This is a genomic window from Azospirillum sp. Sh1, assembly GCF_008365135.1.
Classification (GTDB): domain Bacteria; phylum Pseudomonadota; class Alphaproteobacteria; order Azospirillales; family Azospirillaceae; genus Azospirillum; species Azospirillum oryzae.
Genome location: NZ_VTTK01000017.1, coordinates 1 through 16,152 on the forward strand (window position 1 = coordinate 1; position 16,152 = coordinate 16,152).

At 66.5% G+C, this 16,152-nt stretch carries 13 protein-coding genes; 1 reads left to right on the forward strand and 12 read right to left on the reverse strand.

The features are described from left to right. Positions 1-1,756, forward strand: a 1,756-nt coding sequence (locus tag FZ029_RS17810) for an iron-containing alcohol dehydrogenase (protein ID WP_149270576.1), incomplete at its 5' end; no start/stop codon positions are given. A 211-nt stretch (positions 1,757-1,967) separates the two neighbouring features. Here the strand turns inward: FZ029_RS17810 and FZ029_RS17815 are convergent. The 12 genes from FZ029_RS17815 to FZ029_RS17870 all read right to left on the reverse strand — a co-directional run bounded on the left by FZ029_RS17815 (position 1,968) and on the right by FZ029_RS17870 (position 15,977). After that, positions 1,968-3,773: a glycoside hydrolase family 15 protein gene (locus FZ029_RS17815; protein ID WP_149270578.1), complete on the reverse strand. Its 1,806-nt coding sequence runs from the start codon at positions 3,771-3,773 to the stop codon at positions 1,968-1,970. A 275-nt stretch (positions 3,774-4,048) separates the two neighbouring features. Beyond that, positions 4,049-4,738: a TetR/AcrR family transcriptional regulator gene (locus FZ029_RS17820; protein ID WP_149270580.1), complete on the reverse strand. Its 690-nt coding sequence runs from the start codon at positions 4,736-4,738 to the stop codon at positions 4,049-4,051. Between the two features lie 89 nt (positions 4,739-4,827). Beyond that, positions 4,828-5,694 (reverse strand): sugar phosphate isomerase/epimerase family protein, encoded by an 867-nt coding sequence (locus FZ029_RS17825; protein WP_149270582.1) that lies wholly within the window; start codon positions 5,692-5,694, stop codon positions 4,828-4,830. Then, entirely contained in the window at positions 5,694-6,854 is a 1,161-nt protein-coding gene (locus tag FZ029_RS17830; RefSeq protein ID WP_149270584.1) for a dihydrodipicolinate synthase family protein, read from the reverse strand. Before FZ029_RS17830 ends, FZ029_RS17825 begins: the two co-directional genes overlap by 1 nt. 231 nt (positions 6,855-7,085) lie before the next feature. After that, positions 7,086-8,237 carry a Gfo/Idh/MocA family oxidoreductase gene (locus FZ029_RS17835; RefSeq protein WP_149270586.1) on the reverse strand — a complete coding sequence of 384 codons (1,152 nt, stop codon included), beginning with the start codon at positions 8,235-8,237 and terminating at the stop codon, positions 7,086-7,088. Continuing rightward, positions 8,234-9,598 (reverse strand): hypothetical protein, encoded by a 1,365-nt coding sequence (locus FZ029_RS17840; RefSeq protein WP_149270588.1) that lies wholly within the window; start codon positions 9,596-9,598, stop codon positions 8,234-8,236. The genes FZ029_RS17835 and FZ029_RS17840 overlap by 4 nt, the downstream gene beginning before the upstream one ends. A 170-nt stretch (positions 9,599-9,768) precedes the next feature. Then, on the reverse strand, positions 9,769-10,593 hold the full coding sequence (locus FZ029_RS17845; protein ID WP_149270590.1) for an ABC transporter ATP-binding protein: 825 nt from the start codon (positions 10,591-10,593) through the stop codon (positions 9,769-9,771). Positions 10,594-10,644: 51 nt separating this feature from the next. After that, positions 10,645-11,661, reverse strand: coding sequence for an ABC transporter substrate-binding protein (locus FZ029_RS17850; RefSeq protein ID WP_149270592.1), 1,017 nt, complete (start codon positions 11,659-11,661; stop codon positions 10,645-10,647). Between the two features lie 273 nt (positions 11,662-11,934). Further along, positions 11,935-12,744: an ABC transporter permease gene (locus tag FZ029_RS17860; protein WP_149270596.1), complete on the reverse strand. Its 810-nt coding sequence runs from the start codon at positions 12,742-12,744 to the stop codon at positions 11,935-11,937. Between the two features lie 319 nt (positions 12,745-13,063). Next, complete coding sequence (locus tag FZ029_RS33045; RefSeq protein ID WP_188051971.1) at positions 13,064-13,204, reverse strand: hypothetical protein; 141 nt, start codon at positions 13,202-13,204, stop codon at positions 13,064-13,066. Between the two features lie 24 nt (positions 13,205-13,228). Continuing rightward, on the reverse strand, positions 13,229-13,618 hold the full coding sequence (locus FZ029_RS17865) for a DUF983 domain-containing protein (RefSeq protein ID WP_188051972.1): 390 nt from the start codon (positions 13,616-13,618) through the stop codon (positions 13,229-13,231). Positions 13,619-14,093: 475 nt separating this feature from the next. Beyond that, entirely contained in the window at positions 14,094-15,977 is a 1,884-nt protein-coding gene (locus FZ029_RS17870) for a carbohydrate-binding domain-containing protein (protein WP_149270600.1), read from the reverse strand. Positions 15,978-16,152: the final 175 nt, after the last annotated feature.

The window sequence follows — 16,152 nt, forward strand, 5'->3', positions numbered from 1 at the left end:
CCACGCCATCGCCGCCATGGCCGGCCTGACCGTCCCGCACGCCACCAAGGTGCTGATCGCCGAGGTCACCGACATCGACGACAGCGAACCCTTCGCCCATGAGAAGCTTTCCCCCACCCTGGCGCTCTGCCGCGCCAAGGACTTTATGGAAGCCTGCGACAAGGCCGCCGCCCTGGTCGCTCTCGGCGGCATCGGCCACACCTCCGCCCTCTACACCGACCAGGACCAGCAGGCCGGGCGCATCCGCCATTTCGGCGACAGGATGAAGACCGCCCGCATCCTGATCAACACGCCGTCCTCGCACGGCGGCATCGGCGACCTCTACAACTTCCGCCTCGCCCCGTCGCTGACGCTGGGCTGCGGCTCGTGGGGCGGCAACTCGATCTCCGAGAATGTCGGGCCGCAGCACCTGATCAACAAGAAGACGGTGGCGAAGAGGGCGGAGAACATGCTGTGGCACAAGCTGCCCAAGTCGATCTATTTCCGCCGCGGCTGCCTGCCCTTCGCGCTTGAGGAACTGCGCGGCAAGAAGCGCTGCCTGATCGTCACCGACCGCTTCCTGTTCGAGAACGGCCATGTCAACGACAGCGTCCGCGTCCTGAAATCGCTGGGGCTGGAGGTCGAGACCTTCTTCGAGGTCAGCGCCGACCCGACGCTGGCGGTGGTGCGCAAGGGCGTGGCGCTGGCCAACGCCTTCCAGCCCGACGTGATCCTGGCGCTGGGCGGCGGCTCGCCGATGGACGCGGCCAAGATCATCTGGGTGATGTACGAGGCGCCGGAGGTGGCGTTCGAGGACCTCGCCCTGCGCTTCATGGACATCCGCAAGCGCATCTACACCTTCCCCAAGCTGGGCGTGAAGGCGCAGCTGGTGGCGGTGCCGACCACGTCGGGCACGGGGTCCGAGGTGACGCCCTTCGCGGTGGTGACCGACGAGCGCACCGGCACCAAATACCCGATCGCCGACTATGAACTGACGCCGACGCTGGCGATCGTCGATGCCAACCTCGTCATGGACATGCCCAAGGGCCTGACGGCGGCCGGCGGCATCGACGCGGTGACCCACGCGCTGGAGGCCTATGTCTCGGTGGTGGCGAACGAGTACAGCGACGGGCAGGCGTTGCAGGCGTTGAAGCTGCTGAAGGAGAACCTGCCCTCGGCCTACCGCAACGGGGCCCACGACCCGAAGGCGCGGGAGCTGGTGCACAACGCGGCGACGCTGGCCGGCATCGCCTTCGCCAACGCCTTCCTCGGGGTCTGCCATTCGATGGCGCACAAGCTGGGTGCGGAGTTCCACATCCCGCACGGCATCGCCAACGCGCTGCTGATCGCCAACGTGATCCGCTACAACGCGGCGGACATCCCGACCAAGCAGACGGCGTTCAGCCAGTATGACCGTCCCAAGGGCGTGGCGCGCTACGCGCAGATCGCCCGGCATCTGGACCTCGGCGGCAGCCGCGATCATGAGCGGGTGGAGAAGCTGATCGGCTGGGTCGAGGAGATGAAGCGGGCGCTGGAGATCCCGGCCTCGATCCAGGCGGCGGGGGTGCCGGAGGCGGCGTTCCTGGCGCGGGTCGATGCGATTGCCGAGGCGGCGTTCGACGACCAGTGCACCGGCGCCAACCCGCGCTATCCGCTGGTCGCCGAGATCAGGCAACTGCTGGTCGACAGCTATTACGGCCGTGCTTATGTCGAGGAGGAAGGCGACCGTACGGCGGCGCTGAGCGTCGTCCCCCAGACCAAGACCGCCGCCGAATAACCGGCCACGTCGTCACAGACGCACGCATGGGGGGACCGTCGGGTCGGGAGCGAAGGCTTCCGACCCGACGGTCCCCCTTTGCGTTCCGGCCGCGGCTTCGCATCGGCTCCCAACCTGAGCCTCCCTCGGCGGTCATGGTCTATACCTCCGAAGTGCGGCCTGGGCTCCGAGCCTCTCTTGGCTGGGCCGTTTGCCGGGCGATCGCGGACGATCAGCCGCCGCTTTCGCCGTTGGAACGCTGCTTGGCCGCCTGGGCGTTGCGGCTGAGGTTGAGGGCGGAGTTGATCAGCGCGATGTGGGAGAAGGCCTGCGGGAAATTCCCGACCAGACGCCCGGCCTGCGCGTCATACTCCTCCGACAGCAGGCCCAGGTCGTTGCGCAGGGCCAGCAGGCGTTCGAACAGCGCCTTCGCCTCGTCGCGGCGGCCTTGCAGGACGAAGGCATCCACCAGCCAGAAGCTGCAGGCCAGGAAACTGCCCTCGCCGGGGGGCAGCCCGTCCTCGACCCGGCCGGTGTCGTAACGCTTGACGAAACCGTCCTTCAACAGCTGGCGCTCGACCGCCGCCACCGTGCCGGCGATGCGCGGATCATGGGCCGGCAGGAATCCCACCACCGGCAGAAGCAGCAGCGAGGCGTCCACCAGCTTGCTGCCATAGGACTGGACGAAGGTCCCCATATCCGGGTCATAGCCGTTGGCGCAGACATCCTGATGGATGCGCCGGCGCAGGTCCTTCCAGCGCTCGACCGGCCCGTCCATGCCGAAATGCTCGGCGCTCTTGATCGCGCGGTCGGCCGCCACCCAGGCCATCACCTTGGAGAAGGTGAAGTGCTGCCGCCCGCCGCGGGTTTCCCAGATGCCCTCGTCCGGCTGGTCCCACACCGTTTCCAGATGGGCCAGCAGCGACCGCTGAAGCTGCCAGCCCGCCTCGTTGGCGCCGAGCCCGCCGCGCCGCGCCTGATGCAGGGCATCCATCAGCTCGCCATAGACGTCGAGCTGGAGCTGCGTCGATGCGGCATTGCCGATGCGCACCGGCCGGGCGCCTTCATAACCGGGCAGCCAGTCCGCCTCCCACTCCATCAGCCGGCGCTCGCCCGCCAGGCCATACATGATCTGCAGCTGCTCCGGCCGGCCGGCGGTGGCGCGCAGCAGCCAGCCGCGCCAAGCATTCGCCTCGTCGTAATAGCCGGCATTCATCAGCGCCTGCAGCGTGAAGGTCGAATCCCGCAGCCAGCAATAGCGATAGTCCCAGTTGCGGATGCCGCCCAGCTGTTCCGGCAGCGAGGCGGTCGCCGCGGCGACGATGCCGCCGGTCGGCAGATAGGTCAGCGCCTTCAAGGTCACCAGCGAGCGCCGCACCGCCTCGGCCCAGGGACCGTCGTAATTGCATCGGCCGATCCAGTCCCGCCAGAACCGCTCGGTGTCGCAAAGCGCCTGTTCCGCATCCACCGGATCGGGCATCGGATCGCAGGAGGGGGCGTAGGTCAGCACGAAGGGCACCCGCTGGCCCTCCTCGACGGTGAAGTCGCCGACGGTGGTCAGATTCCGACCGCACAGCTCGACCGGCGTGCGCAGATGCAGCATGTCCGGCCCGGCGATGGCGCGCAGCGTGCCGTCTTCCAGGCGCGTCACCCACGGCACGGCGTAGCCATAGCCGAAGCGGATGACCAGTTCGGTCCGCATGACGACGCGGCCCCGGCGCCCGACGACGATGCGGACGACGTCCGATGCCTGGTCCCGCGGCGGCATGAAGTCGATGACGGTCACCGCCCCGTCGTCCGTCTCGAAATCGGTCTCCAGGATCAGCGTGTCGCCGCGATACCGCCGCGTCACCCGCGCGTCCGGGTCGGCCGGCGCGATCAGCCAGCGGCCATGCTCCGGCGTGCCCAGCAATGCCGCGAAGCACGCATCGGAATCGAACCGCGGCCAGCACAGCCAGTCGATCGACCCCTCGCGCGACACCAGCGCCGCCGTCTCGCAGTCGCCGAGCAGGGCATAATCCTCGATCCGCGAAGCCATTCGGTCTTCTTTCCTTCCGCGCCCCCGTCATGTCCCAACTGTCGGCAGCGCTTCCGGTTCCCGGAAAGGACGCCGGTCAGGGCCGCAGGGGTCAGGGCCGCAGGGTAATCGCATATGGCAATTATGATCCTACACAAGGAAGCACGTCATTCCCGCGAAGGCGGGAATCCAGCCGTTTCAGTCGCTTTGCACGATGGTTTCCTGGATCCCCGCCTTCGCGGGGATGACGGAAGTCCTTTTATGGGATTCTGGATTCCATATGCGATTGCCCTGGGTCACGGCCGCAGGGATTGCAGCACCAGCTCCACCATATGGGCCAGCCGTTCCTCCTTCGCCGGGTCGGCCAGCAGGTCGCGGCCGAAGATCACCGACAGGGTATGGACGTTGGACAGGTAGAAGTACGACAGCCCGGCGATGGAGATGTAGAGCTGCACCGGATCGACCCCGGCCCGGAACACCCCCTGTTCCACCCCGCGCGCCAGCACATCGGCGATCATCTGCACGAAGGGGGAGTGCATCGACTGCACCTGCCCGGAAGTCTTCAGCAACTCCGCCCGGTGCAGGTTCTCGATGTTCAGCAGGGCCATGAATTCGGGATGGTCGATGAAATACTGCCAGGTGAAGCCGATCAGCCGGGCGATGGCGTCGGGCGGCGCCAGCTTGTCGAGGTTCAGCGTGCGCTCGGTCTCGCGGATATGGGCATAGGCGTCCTCCAGGACCGCCAGATACAGCTCCTCCTTGTTGCCGACATGGTAATAGAGCATGCGCTTGTTGGTGCCGGCCTGCTCGGCGATGCGGTCGACGCGGGCGCCGCCCAGCCCGTAGCGCGCGAACTCCTCCGTTGCCGCGGCCATGATGCGCGCCCGTGTGCCCTCCGGGTCGCGGGTCGCCTTGGCGGGCGCGGCGTTTCGGTTCGCGGCGGGGGCGGGCGGCACCGGTTCGGGTGTGTCGGTCAGGCTGTCCATGCGGGAAGCCGGCTCCTGCGGTGCGGGTAGGGGGGCGGTCTGCCCCCCATGGTAGAAGCCCCTGCCCGAAAATTCAAACCGGGGCGATTTCAAACCACGCTGCGGTGTCTTTCGATGCAGGTGTCCAGCACCTCGCCCATCGGCTTCTCCCACCAGGTGTTCTGCGAGAAGATTTCCACCTCCGAATAGCCGGCGAAGCCGCAATCCTCGACCCAGCCGCGGATGCGCGGGATGTCGATGACGCCGTCGCCCATCATGCCGCGGTCGAGCAGCAGGTCGGTGGTCGGCACCAGCCAGTCGCAGACATGGAAGGCCAGCAGCCTCTCCCGGCCGGCACGCCGGATCTGCGTCTCCAGATCCGGATCCCACCAGACATGATAGACGTCGACCGCCACCCCCAACGCCCCCGTCCGCACCGGGTCCAGCCGGTCGCAGATGTCCAGCGCCTGGGCCATCGTGTTCACGCAGGCGCGGTCGGCGGCATACATCGGGTGCAGCGGCTCGATCGCCAGCGGCATCCCCGCCTTGCGGGCATAGTCCAGCAATTCGGCGATGCCGTCCTCCACCTGCGAGCGGGCCAGCGCGATATCCTTGCTGACCGGCGAACCGGGCCGGGAGTATTGCGGCAGCCCGCCGACCACCAGCACGAGGCAGGCCGCCCCCAGCGCCGCCGCCTCGTCCACCGCGCGGCGGTTGTCGTCGCGGACCTCCGCCGCCTTCGACGGGTCGGCCGGGAACATGCCGCCGCGGCAATAGCCGGACAGCGCCAGTTCCCCCGCCCGCACCGCCCGCAACGTGGCGTCGAGCCCGACCGCCGCCACCTGATCGCGCCAGGGCGAGACGGCGCGGATGCCGCGGCGGGCGCAGGCGTCGAGGATCCCGACCAGATCGCCCTGCTTGCGTACCGTCGCCGTGTTGATCGACAGCCAGCGATGGTCCGTGGAGAAGTCCCGCATCACGAAATCCCTCTTACTGCCAGCACCGCCGCCATCCGCTGCGCCGCCCGCTCCGGATCGGACAGCAGCCCGGCCTTGTCGGCCAGCCGGAACAGCTCGGCCAGATGCAGGGTGGACCGCGTGCTCTCCTGCCCGCCGACCATGGTGAAATGGTCCTGATGGCCGTTCAGATAGGCCATGAACACCACGCCGGTCTTGTAGAAGCGGGTCGGCGCCTTGAAGATGTGGCGCGACAGCGGCACGGTGGGGGCGAGGATGTCGTGGAACGCCGCCTCGTCGCCGTCGGCCAGATGGGCCAGCGCCGCCGCGGCCGCCGGCGCGATGGCGTCGAAGATGCCCAGCAGCGCGTCGGAATGATGCTGTCCGTCGCCGGCGATCAGCTCCGCATAATTGAAGTCGTCCCCGGTATACATGCGCACCCCCTCAGGCAGGCGGCGCCGCATGACGATCTCCTTGTCCTTGTCGAGCAGCGAGATCTTGATGCCGTCCACCCTGGCCGCGAAGTCGCCGATGATCGACAGCGCGGTGTCCATCGCCGCATCGACGTCGCTCGTCCCCCAATATCCCGCCAGCGCCGGATCGAACATGTCGCCCAGCCAATGCAGGATCACCGGCTGTTTCACCTGCGACAGGATGCGGCCATAGACGCGGACGTAATCCTCCGGCCCCTTGGCGACGCGGGCCAGCGCGCGCGACGCCATCAGGATGATGCGGCCGTCGAGATCCTCGATGGCCTCGATCTGCTCCTCATAGGCGCGGATCACGTCGTCGATGCCGCGGGCGTTCTCCGGCGGCAGATGGTCGGTGCCGGCGCCGCAGGCGATCACCCCGCCCCGCGCCTTGGCCGCCGACTGCGACCGCCGGATCAGCTCCAGCGATGTCGGCCAGTCCAGCCCCATGCCGCGCTGCGCCGTGTCCATCGCCTCGGCGACGCCGAGACCGAGGTCCCACAGATGCTCGCGGAAGGCGATGGTGCGGTCCCAGTCGATGGCCGGCGCCAGCCACGGATCGCCCTCGGCCAGCGGATCGGCGACCATATGGGCGGCGGCGAAGGCGACGCGGGTCAGCGGCCGGTCGGTGCGGGCGGGAAAGCCGCGCGGCGGGGCGAGCGTGTAGCTCTCGATGCTGCGGTCGGGGCGGGGGAGGCGGATGGTCGGCATGGGATGGATTCCTGGGTAGGTCGTCGTCGCCGCGTGCCCCCTCCCCATCCCTCCCCCGCTCTCAGCGGACCTATGGTCCGCCTGTCGCGTCAGCACAAAGCAAAGCTTTGTGCGAGAGCTTCGCGGGAGAGGGGGCAGGAGCTTTGCGGGAGTTATGCAAAGGGCGGCGGCAGTCCCCTCTCCCACCGCAGGTGGGGGAGGGTTAGGGAGGGGGCATTCGAAGCCGCAGCCTCACCCTCCGATCGCCGGCACATCGACCCAGCGGCGCTCGCGCCAGCTCTGCAGCGCGCATTCCACCAGCTGGACGCCCTTGGCGCCTTCGATCAGGCCGTGCCTGTACGGTGCATCCTCCACGACATGGCGGATGAAGGACTCCCACTGCACCTTGAAGCCGTTGTCGAACACGGCATTGTCCGGCACCGGCTGCCAGGTGTCGTAGAAGTCGATGGTCTGCTTCTGATCGGGGTTCCACACCGGACGCGGCGTGCCCTGGCGCGGCTGGATCACGCAGTCGGTCAGGCCGGCGACCGCAGAGCCGTTGGTGCCGTCCACCTGGAAGGTCACCAGATCGTCGCGATAGACCCGCGTGCACCAGGACGAGTTGATGGTGGCGATCACCCCGCCTTCCAGCTCGAACATCGCATAGGCGGCGTCGTCGGCCGTGGCCTTGTAGGGCTTGCCTTTTTCGTCCCAGCGTTCCGGGATGTGGGTGGCGCCCAGGCAGGAGATGCTCTTGACCTGACCGAACAGGTTGTCGAGCACGTAACGCCAGTGGCAGATCATGTCGAGGATGATGCCGCCGCCATCCTCGTCCCGGTAGTTCCAGGACGGACGCTGCGCCGGCTGCCAATCGCCCTCGAACACCCAGTAACCGAACTCGCCGCGCACCGACAGCATGCGGCCGAAGAAGCCGCTGTCGCGCAGCATGCGCAGCTTCTCCAGGCCCGGCAGGAACAGCTTGTCCTGCACCGTGCCGTTCTTCACCCCGGCCTCGGCGGCCAGCCGGACGACGCGCAGCGCCTCGTCCAGGTTGGTGGCGATCGGCTTCTCGCAATAGACATGCTTGCCGGCGCGGATCGCCTTCTCCAGCAGGGTGGGGCGCATCTGGGTGGTGCCGGCGTCGAAGAAGATCACGTCGTCGGGGTTCTCAAGCGCCGCGTCCAGATTATCGCTCCAGCGCTCGATGCCGTGGCGGCGGGCCAGCTCCTGCATCTTCTCGGCATTGCGGCCGACGATGATCGGGTCGGGCATGACGCGCGAGCCGTCGGATAGGGTGACGCCGCCCTGGGCGCGGATCGCCAGGATCGAGCGGATCAGGTGCTGGTTCATGCCCATCCGCCCGGTGACGCCGTGCATGATGAGGCCAAGGCGCTTGGTGCTCATGGGTGGACTCCTTCGGATAGCGCTGATGTCGGGTTTGAAAGGGGTGACAGGCCGGACCAGTCAGGGTCGGCGATATGAGCGAAGCCGGGGCCGGACAGCGGCGCCGTCGCCAGCCGTCCGCTGCCGCCGGCAAGCCGCACCGTCCCGTCGGCGTCGCGGGCGTAGAAACCGGGATGGGCTTCGAGGAAGGCCGCCCCCTCGGCCTCGCTGCCGAAGCCCCCGCCATACTGATGGCCGTTGCGTTCGGCATGCGGGATGCCGAGGAAGGCGACCAACGCCGTGTCCTGCTGCACCGACAGCCCGGCCTGACAGGTCAGATCCTCGGCGGAAATGAAGTGCGGCGGCCCCCATGCCGCGCAGCGGGCGCGGTTGAGCATCGCCTTGTAGAGACCCTTGCAGGATTTCGACGACACGCCGCGATAGCCCATGGCGCGGGCCTGCGGAAAGGCGTCGTACCCGTCGTCGGACTCGTCGATGATGACCGGCACCCGCTCCGCCACCGCGCCCAGCGGCTGGGCGAGCGCCGCCTCCCGCGCGATCGGCTGCTCCAGATAGGCGAGCGCCCTGCGGAAGCCAGCGAGGGCAGGGGAGGCGTCGATGCGGTCGAGCAGTTCCGCCACCTGGGCCGCATCGCGATATTGCTCGTTGCCGTCCAGCGTGGCGCGGAAGCCGGGTGCACTCCGTTCCAGCACGGCGGCCAGTTCGGTCAGCCGCGCGATATCGGCGGAAACGTCGCCGCCCAGCTTGACCTTGAACCAGCGCAGCGGCGCGTGCTTCAGCAGGGCGCGCAAGTTTTCCGGCTTATCGAGCAGGCCGACCGTGTGCCGCAGCTCCACCTCGCCGAGCGGCGCAAGCCCCGCCAGGAACCCGTCCAGATCGAACCCGCGAAGGTCCGGCGTCAGCCGCGCATCCAGCCCGGCGACATTGGCGCCCAGCCCCTGAAACGCGTTCAACCCCAGCACCCGCAGCAGCCCGTCCAGCACCGCCTTATCGATCTGCGCCGGCCCGAAGGCGGCGGCGAGTTTCGGCTCCATCGTCGACGCGAAGGCGGCATGATGCCCAAAGGCGGTGTCGAGCCGGCTGTCCGCCAGATAAGCCTCCCGCGCCTCGACCAGCGAGCGGCGCAAACCGTCCACCGTATCGGCCGGGCTGCGGTTCGGGCGCTTGTCGAACCATTTCGGCATCATCATCTCGGCCGTGGCACCCCAGGCTTCGCCCTGTCCCTCCACGTCGACCAGGGCGCGGACGAAAGCCTGCGGGGCGGCCTCCACCGTCACCGCGCCGAAGCGGAACGGCTTCACGAAACGGACGGGCCGCTCGTACAGCTCGATTGCACGGATGCGGAGACGGGGGGCGGGCATATTGTAGAGTCTTTCAGCTGGAGATGTGGCATGCCCCCTCCCTCCCACGGCTTCGCCGCGGGTCCCTCCCTCCCCCGCTTCGCGGGAGAGGGGAGAGTTTGCAATGAGGCGGCAGTTCCCTCTCCCGCGTAGCGGGGGAGGGTTAGGGAGGGGGCACCTGGAGCCGGCGCTTAATCCAAATGCCCCTGCGCCGCGAAATGCTTGCGGATGGTCTGGGTCAGCTGGATGAAGACCGGGTCGCCCATGACGTCCAGCGTCCGTGGGCGCTCCAGCGGCACCTCGTAGGTGGCGGCGATGGTGCCGGGCCGCTCCGACATCACCATCACCCGGTCGGCCAGGAACACCGCTTCGGGGATGGAGTGGGTGATCAGGATCACCGTCTTGCCGGTCTCATGCTGGATGCGTTGCAGCTCGACATTCATCCGTTCCCGCGTCATGGCGTCGAGCGCGCCGAACGGCTCGTCCATCAGCAGGATCTTCGGATCGTGCACCAGCGCCCGGCATAGCGCGGCGCGCTGCTGCATGCCGCCCGACAGCTGCCACGGATATTTGTGTTCGAACCCCTTCAGCCCGGTCATCTCAACCAGCTTGTGGGCGCGTTCCTGATAGCGGTCGCGCGGCAGGCGGCGGATTTCCACCGGCAGCATGATGTTGCGCAGCACCGACCGCCACGCCAGCAACGTCGGGCTCTGGAAGACGATGCCGGTGTCGTCGTGCGGCTCCGTCACCGTATCGCCTTCGATCTGGATGCTGCCGCTGGTGACCGGCAGCAGCCCGGCCAGCATCTTCAGCAGGGTGGACTTGCCGCAGCCAGACGGTCCCACCACCACCAGGAACTCGCCCGGCCGCACGTCGAAGGTGATGGGGCGGAGCGACGGAACCTCGCCGTCGCGGGTGCGGTAGGTCTTGGTCACGCCGTCGATGCGGATCAGCGGCTCGCCGGACAGGCGCTGCGTCTCCGCCTCGCCCACCAGTTTCAACTGTGGCTGTGCCATGCTCTCCTCGTCGCTCCGTGCGGGCATGCGATCGTTTACCGGGGCGGTCGGTTACTTCGCCGCTGCGTTCATCGCCTTGGCGGCCGGGTCGGCCGGCAGGAACTCGCGGGTGTAGAAGCGCTTGGGGTTCTCCTTCGCCGACGCGTCCAGCCCGCCATATTCGACCAGCAGATCCACCGTCTCCTTCATGTTGGCGTCGGTGACCTGGAAGGGCCGCATCTTCTCCGTCTCCTTGGTGCGGTAGAGCGGGATGGTCAGCTCGAAGCCTTCCTGCAGCGTGTCGGGCTTGCCGCCCTTCGGGTTGGCCTTCAGGATCGCCGCCGCCGCGTCCTTCGGCGCCTTCTCCGCCTCCTCCACCGCCTTGGTGGTGGCGGCCATGAAGCGGCGGACGAGGTCGGGGTTCTCCTTCAGCGTTTCGGCGTTGGCGATGATGCCGGAGGAGACCATGTTGACGCCGTAATCGGCGAAGCGGATCGGCGTCACCGATTTGCCGGTGGCGTCCTTGATCTTCATGCTCTGGTCCATGACATAGCCCAGCAGCAGGTCGGCCTGACCGTTGATGACGGCGTTCAGCTTGGTCTGGGCGTCGCCCGACACCACCTCGAAATCACGCTCCTTCAGGCCGGTCTTCTTCAGGAACAGCGGCCAGATCTGGGACATGCTGTCGCCCGGCGTCATGGCGACGATCTTGCCCTTGATGTCTTCCGGCTTGCGGATGTTCTTCTCGGTGAAGCCCATCGCCGACATCGGGCTGGTCTGCAGCAGCACGCCCGGCGACACCACCGGCGCACCCTTCATCGCCGCCTTGATCATCGTCGGCACGTCGACATAGCCGAAGGTGACGGCCTTGCTGGCGACCAGCTGCGTCGTCACCGCCGATCCGCGGCCTTCCTGGATTTCCAGGTCGATGCCCTGGGATTCGTACAGCCCCTTGTCCTTGCCGTAATAGAAGGGCGCGTGTTCGCCATAGACGTACCAGTTCAGCATCAGCGTCACCTTGTCGGCGGCCTGCGCCGGCAAAGTGGAGGCGGCAAAGGCGCAGAGCGCCGCGACGATGGCTTTCTTCATCACGACCGGTGTCCTCCCATGGGTGGTGGATCGCCCCGTCGGCCGGCGGTTTCCGGCACCGGGGTTCTTGTCGATGAACGGGTTTCGGGTCTACATCTTCAAAATTGCGGCGTCGGATCACATCAAGCGCGTCTCTCGACCGTCATTCGCGTCTCTCGACCGTCATTCCCGCGAAGGCGGGAATCCAGCCCTTTCAAGCGCTTGGGTCGGTAGCCTGGATCCCCGCCTCCGCGGGGATGACGGCCGAAAATGATCCTAAGAACTCACTGCCTCTTACGCAGTCGGGCCGAACTTGTTGCGCTGGCTGGCGTGCCAGGGGATGGCGAAGCGTTCGACCACGTCGATGACCCAGAACAGCACGACGCCCATCAGCGCCAGCACGGTCAACGCCGCGAACATCAAGGGCAGTTCGAAATTGCCGATGGAGCGCTGCAGGACAAAGCCGATGCCGGAGTTGGAGCCGACGAATTCGCCGACCACCGCCCCCACCACCGCCAGCGTGATGGACACCTTCAGCCCGGCGAAGATCGCCGGCAGCGCATGCGGCAGGCTGACCATCTGAAAGGTCTGCAACCGCGACGCCTTCATCGATCGGGCCAGATCCATCATCTCGCCGTCCACCGACTTGAAGCCCTGGACCGCCGAGACGACGACCGGGAAGAAGCCCAGCAGGAAGGCGGCGATCACCTTCGGCATCAAACCGAAGCCGAACCACACCACGAACAGCGGCGCGATGGCGACCTTGGGGATCGACTGCGAGAAGACCAGCAGCGGATAGACATAGGCTTCCACCGTGCGCGATCCGGCGATCAGCATCGCGATGGGAATGCCGAACAGCACCGACAGCGCGAAGCCGCCCAGCGTCGCCGTGAATGTGGGAACGGATTCGGACAGCAGGCGCGGCCACTCGTCGATCATCGCCAGCACGACGTCGCCGGGCTTCGGCACCAGATAGGCGGGCACCCCGAACAGCCGGACCGCCAGGTCCCACAGAACCAGCAGGATCACGATCAGCAGGATGGGGCGGACCCAGTCGGAATTGAGCAGGCGCAATGCTGCGCCCGAGCGAGAGCGGGGTTCCATGCGTCTCCTCCGGCCGGCGGGCTCGGGCGGCGGGGCGGCCGCGATGTTTTAACCGGCTGGTTAAAAGTACGGCTGACGGAACCTCGCGGTCAACACAGAAAATGGTGGTAACGGATCGTTTGTGGTGACGACGATGCAGCCTGCCAATGCAGGGTATCGCGATAGGTGTTTTCCGGGGGCCTCTTGCCTTCCTGAACTCGCGGCACCGGCCCGCATCGGGCCTCGCCAAGACCCGGTCCATTCATGGCAACAAGTGATGGCGACAAGACTTCGTTATCCGAGGTCTCGACCGTGGCTCAAGGCTGTGTTCGGCGGGCGCTTACCGTCCGCTGGTTTCGTTATTCTTCTTCGCTCGCTCCGCCTTCGCCTTATCGTGATGCCACTTGATGGCGAAGAACATGCCCGTGCCCAGCACGATGATCTTGAACGGGAAGAAGACCAAAGGGAACCAGTCGTACATTTTGAAAATCTCCAGGCTATGACGCTATCTATCGTCAGAAGAGCTGAATCGGGCTTCCTCGGCCTTGTAGAAGTACTGGCTGGCCACCAGCCAACCCTTCAACGGCCGCAAGGGCGGAATACAGGTCAGCAACAGGAAGGGCAGGGTCGTGACGAGGTGTACCCAGTAAGGGGGCTCAAACTTCACCTCGATCCAGAGAGCCAGGATGACCGTGGGAATGCAGGCGAAGCATATGACGAAGAAGGCGGGGCCGTCAGCCGGATCGGCGTAGGAATAGTCCAGGCCACAGACCTCGCAGTGGGAGCGCAGCGTCAGGAAGCCGCTGAACATATGCCCCTGGCCGCAACGTGGGCAACGGCCACGCACGCCGGTGCCGAGCGGGGGAAGAGGCGGCCACTCCTGTTCGGATGACATCGCATGGTCCTTCCGGAAGTATTGTATGCATGCAATGCGTAACCGTATGCTCCGCATAGGCCTACAATGTCAACCTAAATGCATGCAATACGCCGTCGCCATTCATGCAACCATGGAAGACATGGCGGGTGCCCCGGCCAGAAGGTCGGACACTGGCCGCAATGCCTCGCGGTGATGGAGCGGTACAGCCGGCCTGCCCCGCGATCGATTGTCGGCACCCAAGCCAGATCGTCGGCAGCCAGATCGTCGGCGGAGCGCGACACGCCTCACCCTCATTTCCATACAATATGACCTTTTGGCTCATAATTGTATGTAGTTGAAGAAAATATATGCTCTCACGCGCCAGCTCGCGGCGCTGGAGGCAAAGCTGCGGTCACGGTTGTAGCCGCCGATCGCGCGGTCCTCCAATGCGAACGGGCCGCCCGTCGCCGGGCGGCCCGCAGTCAAGACACTCGTTTGGCCGGGTCGAGGCCGATCAGCCAATCAGCCCGATGTCGTGGGTCGGGATGTGGTCGAAGCCATGGGCATAGACCGACGAATCCGACGACAGGCTGTAGTCGTGCGCCGCCGGATTGACGAAGCCCGGATCGACCATGGTCGAGCCCTTGTCGTAGCCGGCGGCCTGCCATTCCGCCAGGTTGCCCTTGCCGCCGCCGGCCATCACCTGCGGCCAGACGTCGAACATGTCCTGCGACGTGTTCAGGTGGCTGTAGAAGTTGTCGTGGATGTTGCCGACGTTGGCCGGGCCGTAGATATGGACGGCGGTGCCGTCGCTGACGTCGACCACGTTGCCGGAGACGTCGTTGCCGCTCATGGCGTGGCCCTTCCAGCCGCTCCAGGCCACCGGCTGCTGCAGGCCGATCTGGGCGCCGCTGTTGTCGGCGATCACATTCTCGGTGACCTTGTTATCCCAGCCGCCATGCAGGAACACGCCGCCGATGTTGCCGTGGACGAGGTTGCCCTTCACCGTGGCGCCGCTGGTCCAGTCATCCAGATAGATGCCCCAGCTCGCCACCTGACCCGTCGGGTTGGTCGCGGTGGTGCCGGTCACCTCGTTGTTGACGACGGTATGGCCGGTCAGGTCCTGCTGGCGGTTGATCAGGTAGATGCCGCCGCCGTCGTTCGATTCCAGATTGGCGTCGACCACCTTGTTGAAGGCAACTGTCACCCGGTGGGAGGCGTCGCTGCCGTCGGTCTGGACCGAGCCGACGGCGATGGCCTTCTCCGGCGAGTCCTCGACCAGATTGTGCGTGACCTGGACGTCGGAGCTGCCGTTGACCCAGATGCCGGCGTCGCCGCGGTCGGCGGCGTTCGGATGCGTGATGTGGTTGTCGGATACGACCGTCGAGTTCGAACCGGCCTTGACGAAGATCGACTCGGCGCCGGTGCTCTCGAACTGGTTGCCCACCACCTTGCTGTTGGCGCTGTCCTGCACGGTGATGCCGTAGCCGCCGCCCTTCACCTCATTGTTGGCGAAGGTCAGGCCATCCGCCTTGTCGGCGAAGACATAGTGTCCGTTCGTGACGCCGTCGGTGAAGGTCAGCCCTTCGATGGTGACATGCTGGGCGCCGCTGAGACCGAAGGACACCGAGGCCTGCGAGCCGCCGTGGATCACCGCCTTCTCGTTGCCGTAGCCGGTGAAGGTGACGCCGGAATCCTGGCCGGTCAGCCAGACCGGGCTGTTCGGGTGGTAATCGCCGCCGCGGACATAGGTGGTGTCAATGTCGCTCGACCGCATGGCCGTCTGGGCCTTCTGCAGCGAAGCGAAGGGACCGTCGGTGCCGTCGGCATTGGGAGCGGCCAGCTTGCCCGACCAGCTGTCCTTGCCGTTGGTGGCGACGTAGAAACCGGGGCCGGTCGGCTGCGGCACGCTCGGGGTGGGGGCGCTCGGCGTGGGGGCGGGCGCCTCGCTGACCGGCGGGACGGGCGTCGGCGTGGTGGGGGCCGGCGTGGTGGGTGTCGTCACGCCGTCCGCGGTGAAATAGCTCTTGTCGGCATCGACGACCAGCGTACCGTTCCACCACATGCCGGCCTGGCCGTCGGCGACGTCATGGCCGTCCAGGGCGCCCTTGTCGTAGGTGACATGGTCGGCGGTCGGCAGGACCGACTTGCCGTTGATGGTGATCCCGTTGACGATCAGGTTGCGGTCGGTGCCGTTGAAGATCCCGTCATTGTCGTATTGGACCTGGACCTTGTGGCCCTGGTTCTCGGCGATGTCCGTCTTGAAGACGAAGTCCTTGGCCGTGGCACCCGTGGTGCCCTCACCGATCTGCTTGCCGTCGACCAGCAGGTTGAAATGCGCGTCGAGGGTCCCCTTCGCGTTCACGGTGATGGTCGAGTTCCCGGAGGTCGTGGCCATTGGTCCGTATCCTTAGGCGGTTGTGATGCGGCGCCACCATGGACAGACGGTTGGGGCATTGGTGAGGCATTTTTCCGGGATTCGGCGAATAAGGGGTAAATCCTGTTACTTTCCTGCGATCACTGGGCAATATCTGGAACTGGTTACCCAGCATAGGCGGGGTCAGGCCCTACGA

Excerpts from the sequence above, each read along its gene's own strand:
- FZ029_RS17820 (WP_149270580.1), bottom strand. The coding sequence starts at position 4,738 with ATGGACAGCCTGACCGACACACCCGAACCGGTGCCGCCCGCCCCCGCC.
- FZ029_RS17835 (WP_149270586.1), bottom strand. The coding sequence starts at position 8,237 with ATGAGCACCAAGCGCCTTGGCCTCATCATGCACGGCGTCACCGGGCGG.
- FZ029_RS17870 (WP_149270600.1), bottom strand. The coding sequence starts at position 15,977 with ATGGCCACGACCTCCGGGAACTCGACCATCACCGTGAACGCGAAGGGG.
- FZ029_RS17865 (WP_188051972.1), bottom strand. The coding sequence starts at position 13,618 with ATGTCATCCGAACAGGAGTGGCCGCCTCTTCCCCCGCTCGGCACCGGC.
- FZ029_RS17845 (WP_149270590.1), bottom strand. The coding sequence starts at position 10,593 with ATGGCACAGCCACAGTTGAAACTGGTGGGCGAGGCGGAGACGCAGCGC.
- FZ029_RS17825 (WP_149270582.1), bottom strand. The coding sequence starts at position 5,694 with ATGCGGGACTTCTCCACGGACCATCGCTGGCTGTCGATCAACACGGCG.
- FZ029_RS17815 (WP_149270578.1), bottom strand. The coding sequence starts at position 3,773 with ATGGCTTCGCGGATCGAGGATTATGCCCTGCTCGGCGACTGCGAGACG.
- FZ029_RS33045 (WP_188051971.1), bottom strand. The coding sequence starts at position 13,204 with ATGTACGACTGGTTCCCTTTGGTCTTCTTCCCGTTCAAGATCATCGTG.
- FZ029_RS17840 (WP_149270588.1), bottom strand. The coding sequence starts at position 9,598 with ATGCCCGCCCCCCGTCTCCGCATCCGTGCAATCGAGCTGTACGAGCGG.
- FZ029_RS17850 (WP_149270592.1), bottom strand. The coding sequence starts at position 11,661 with ATGAAGAAAGCCATCGTCGCGGCGCTCTGCGCCTTTGCCGCCTCCACT.
- FZ029_RS17860 (WP_149270596.1), bottom strand. The coding sequence starts at position 12,744 with ATGGAACCCCGCTCTCGCTCGGGCGCAGCATTGCGCCTGCTCAATTCC.
- FZ029_RS17830 (WP_149270584.1), bottom strand. The coding sequence starts at position 6,854 with ATGCCGACCATCCGCCTCCCCCGCCCCGACCGCAGCATCGAGAGCTAC.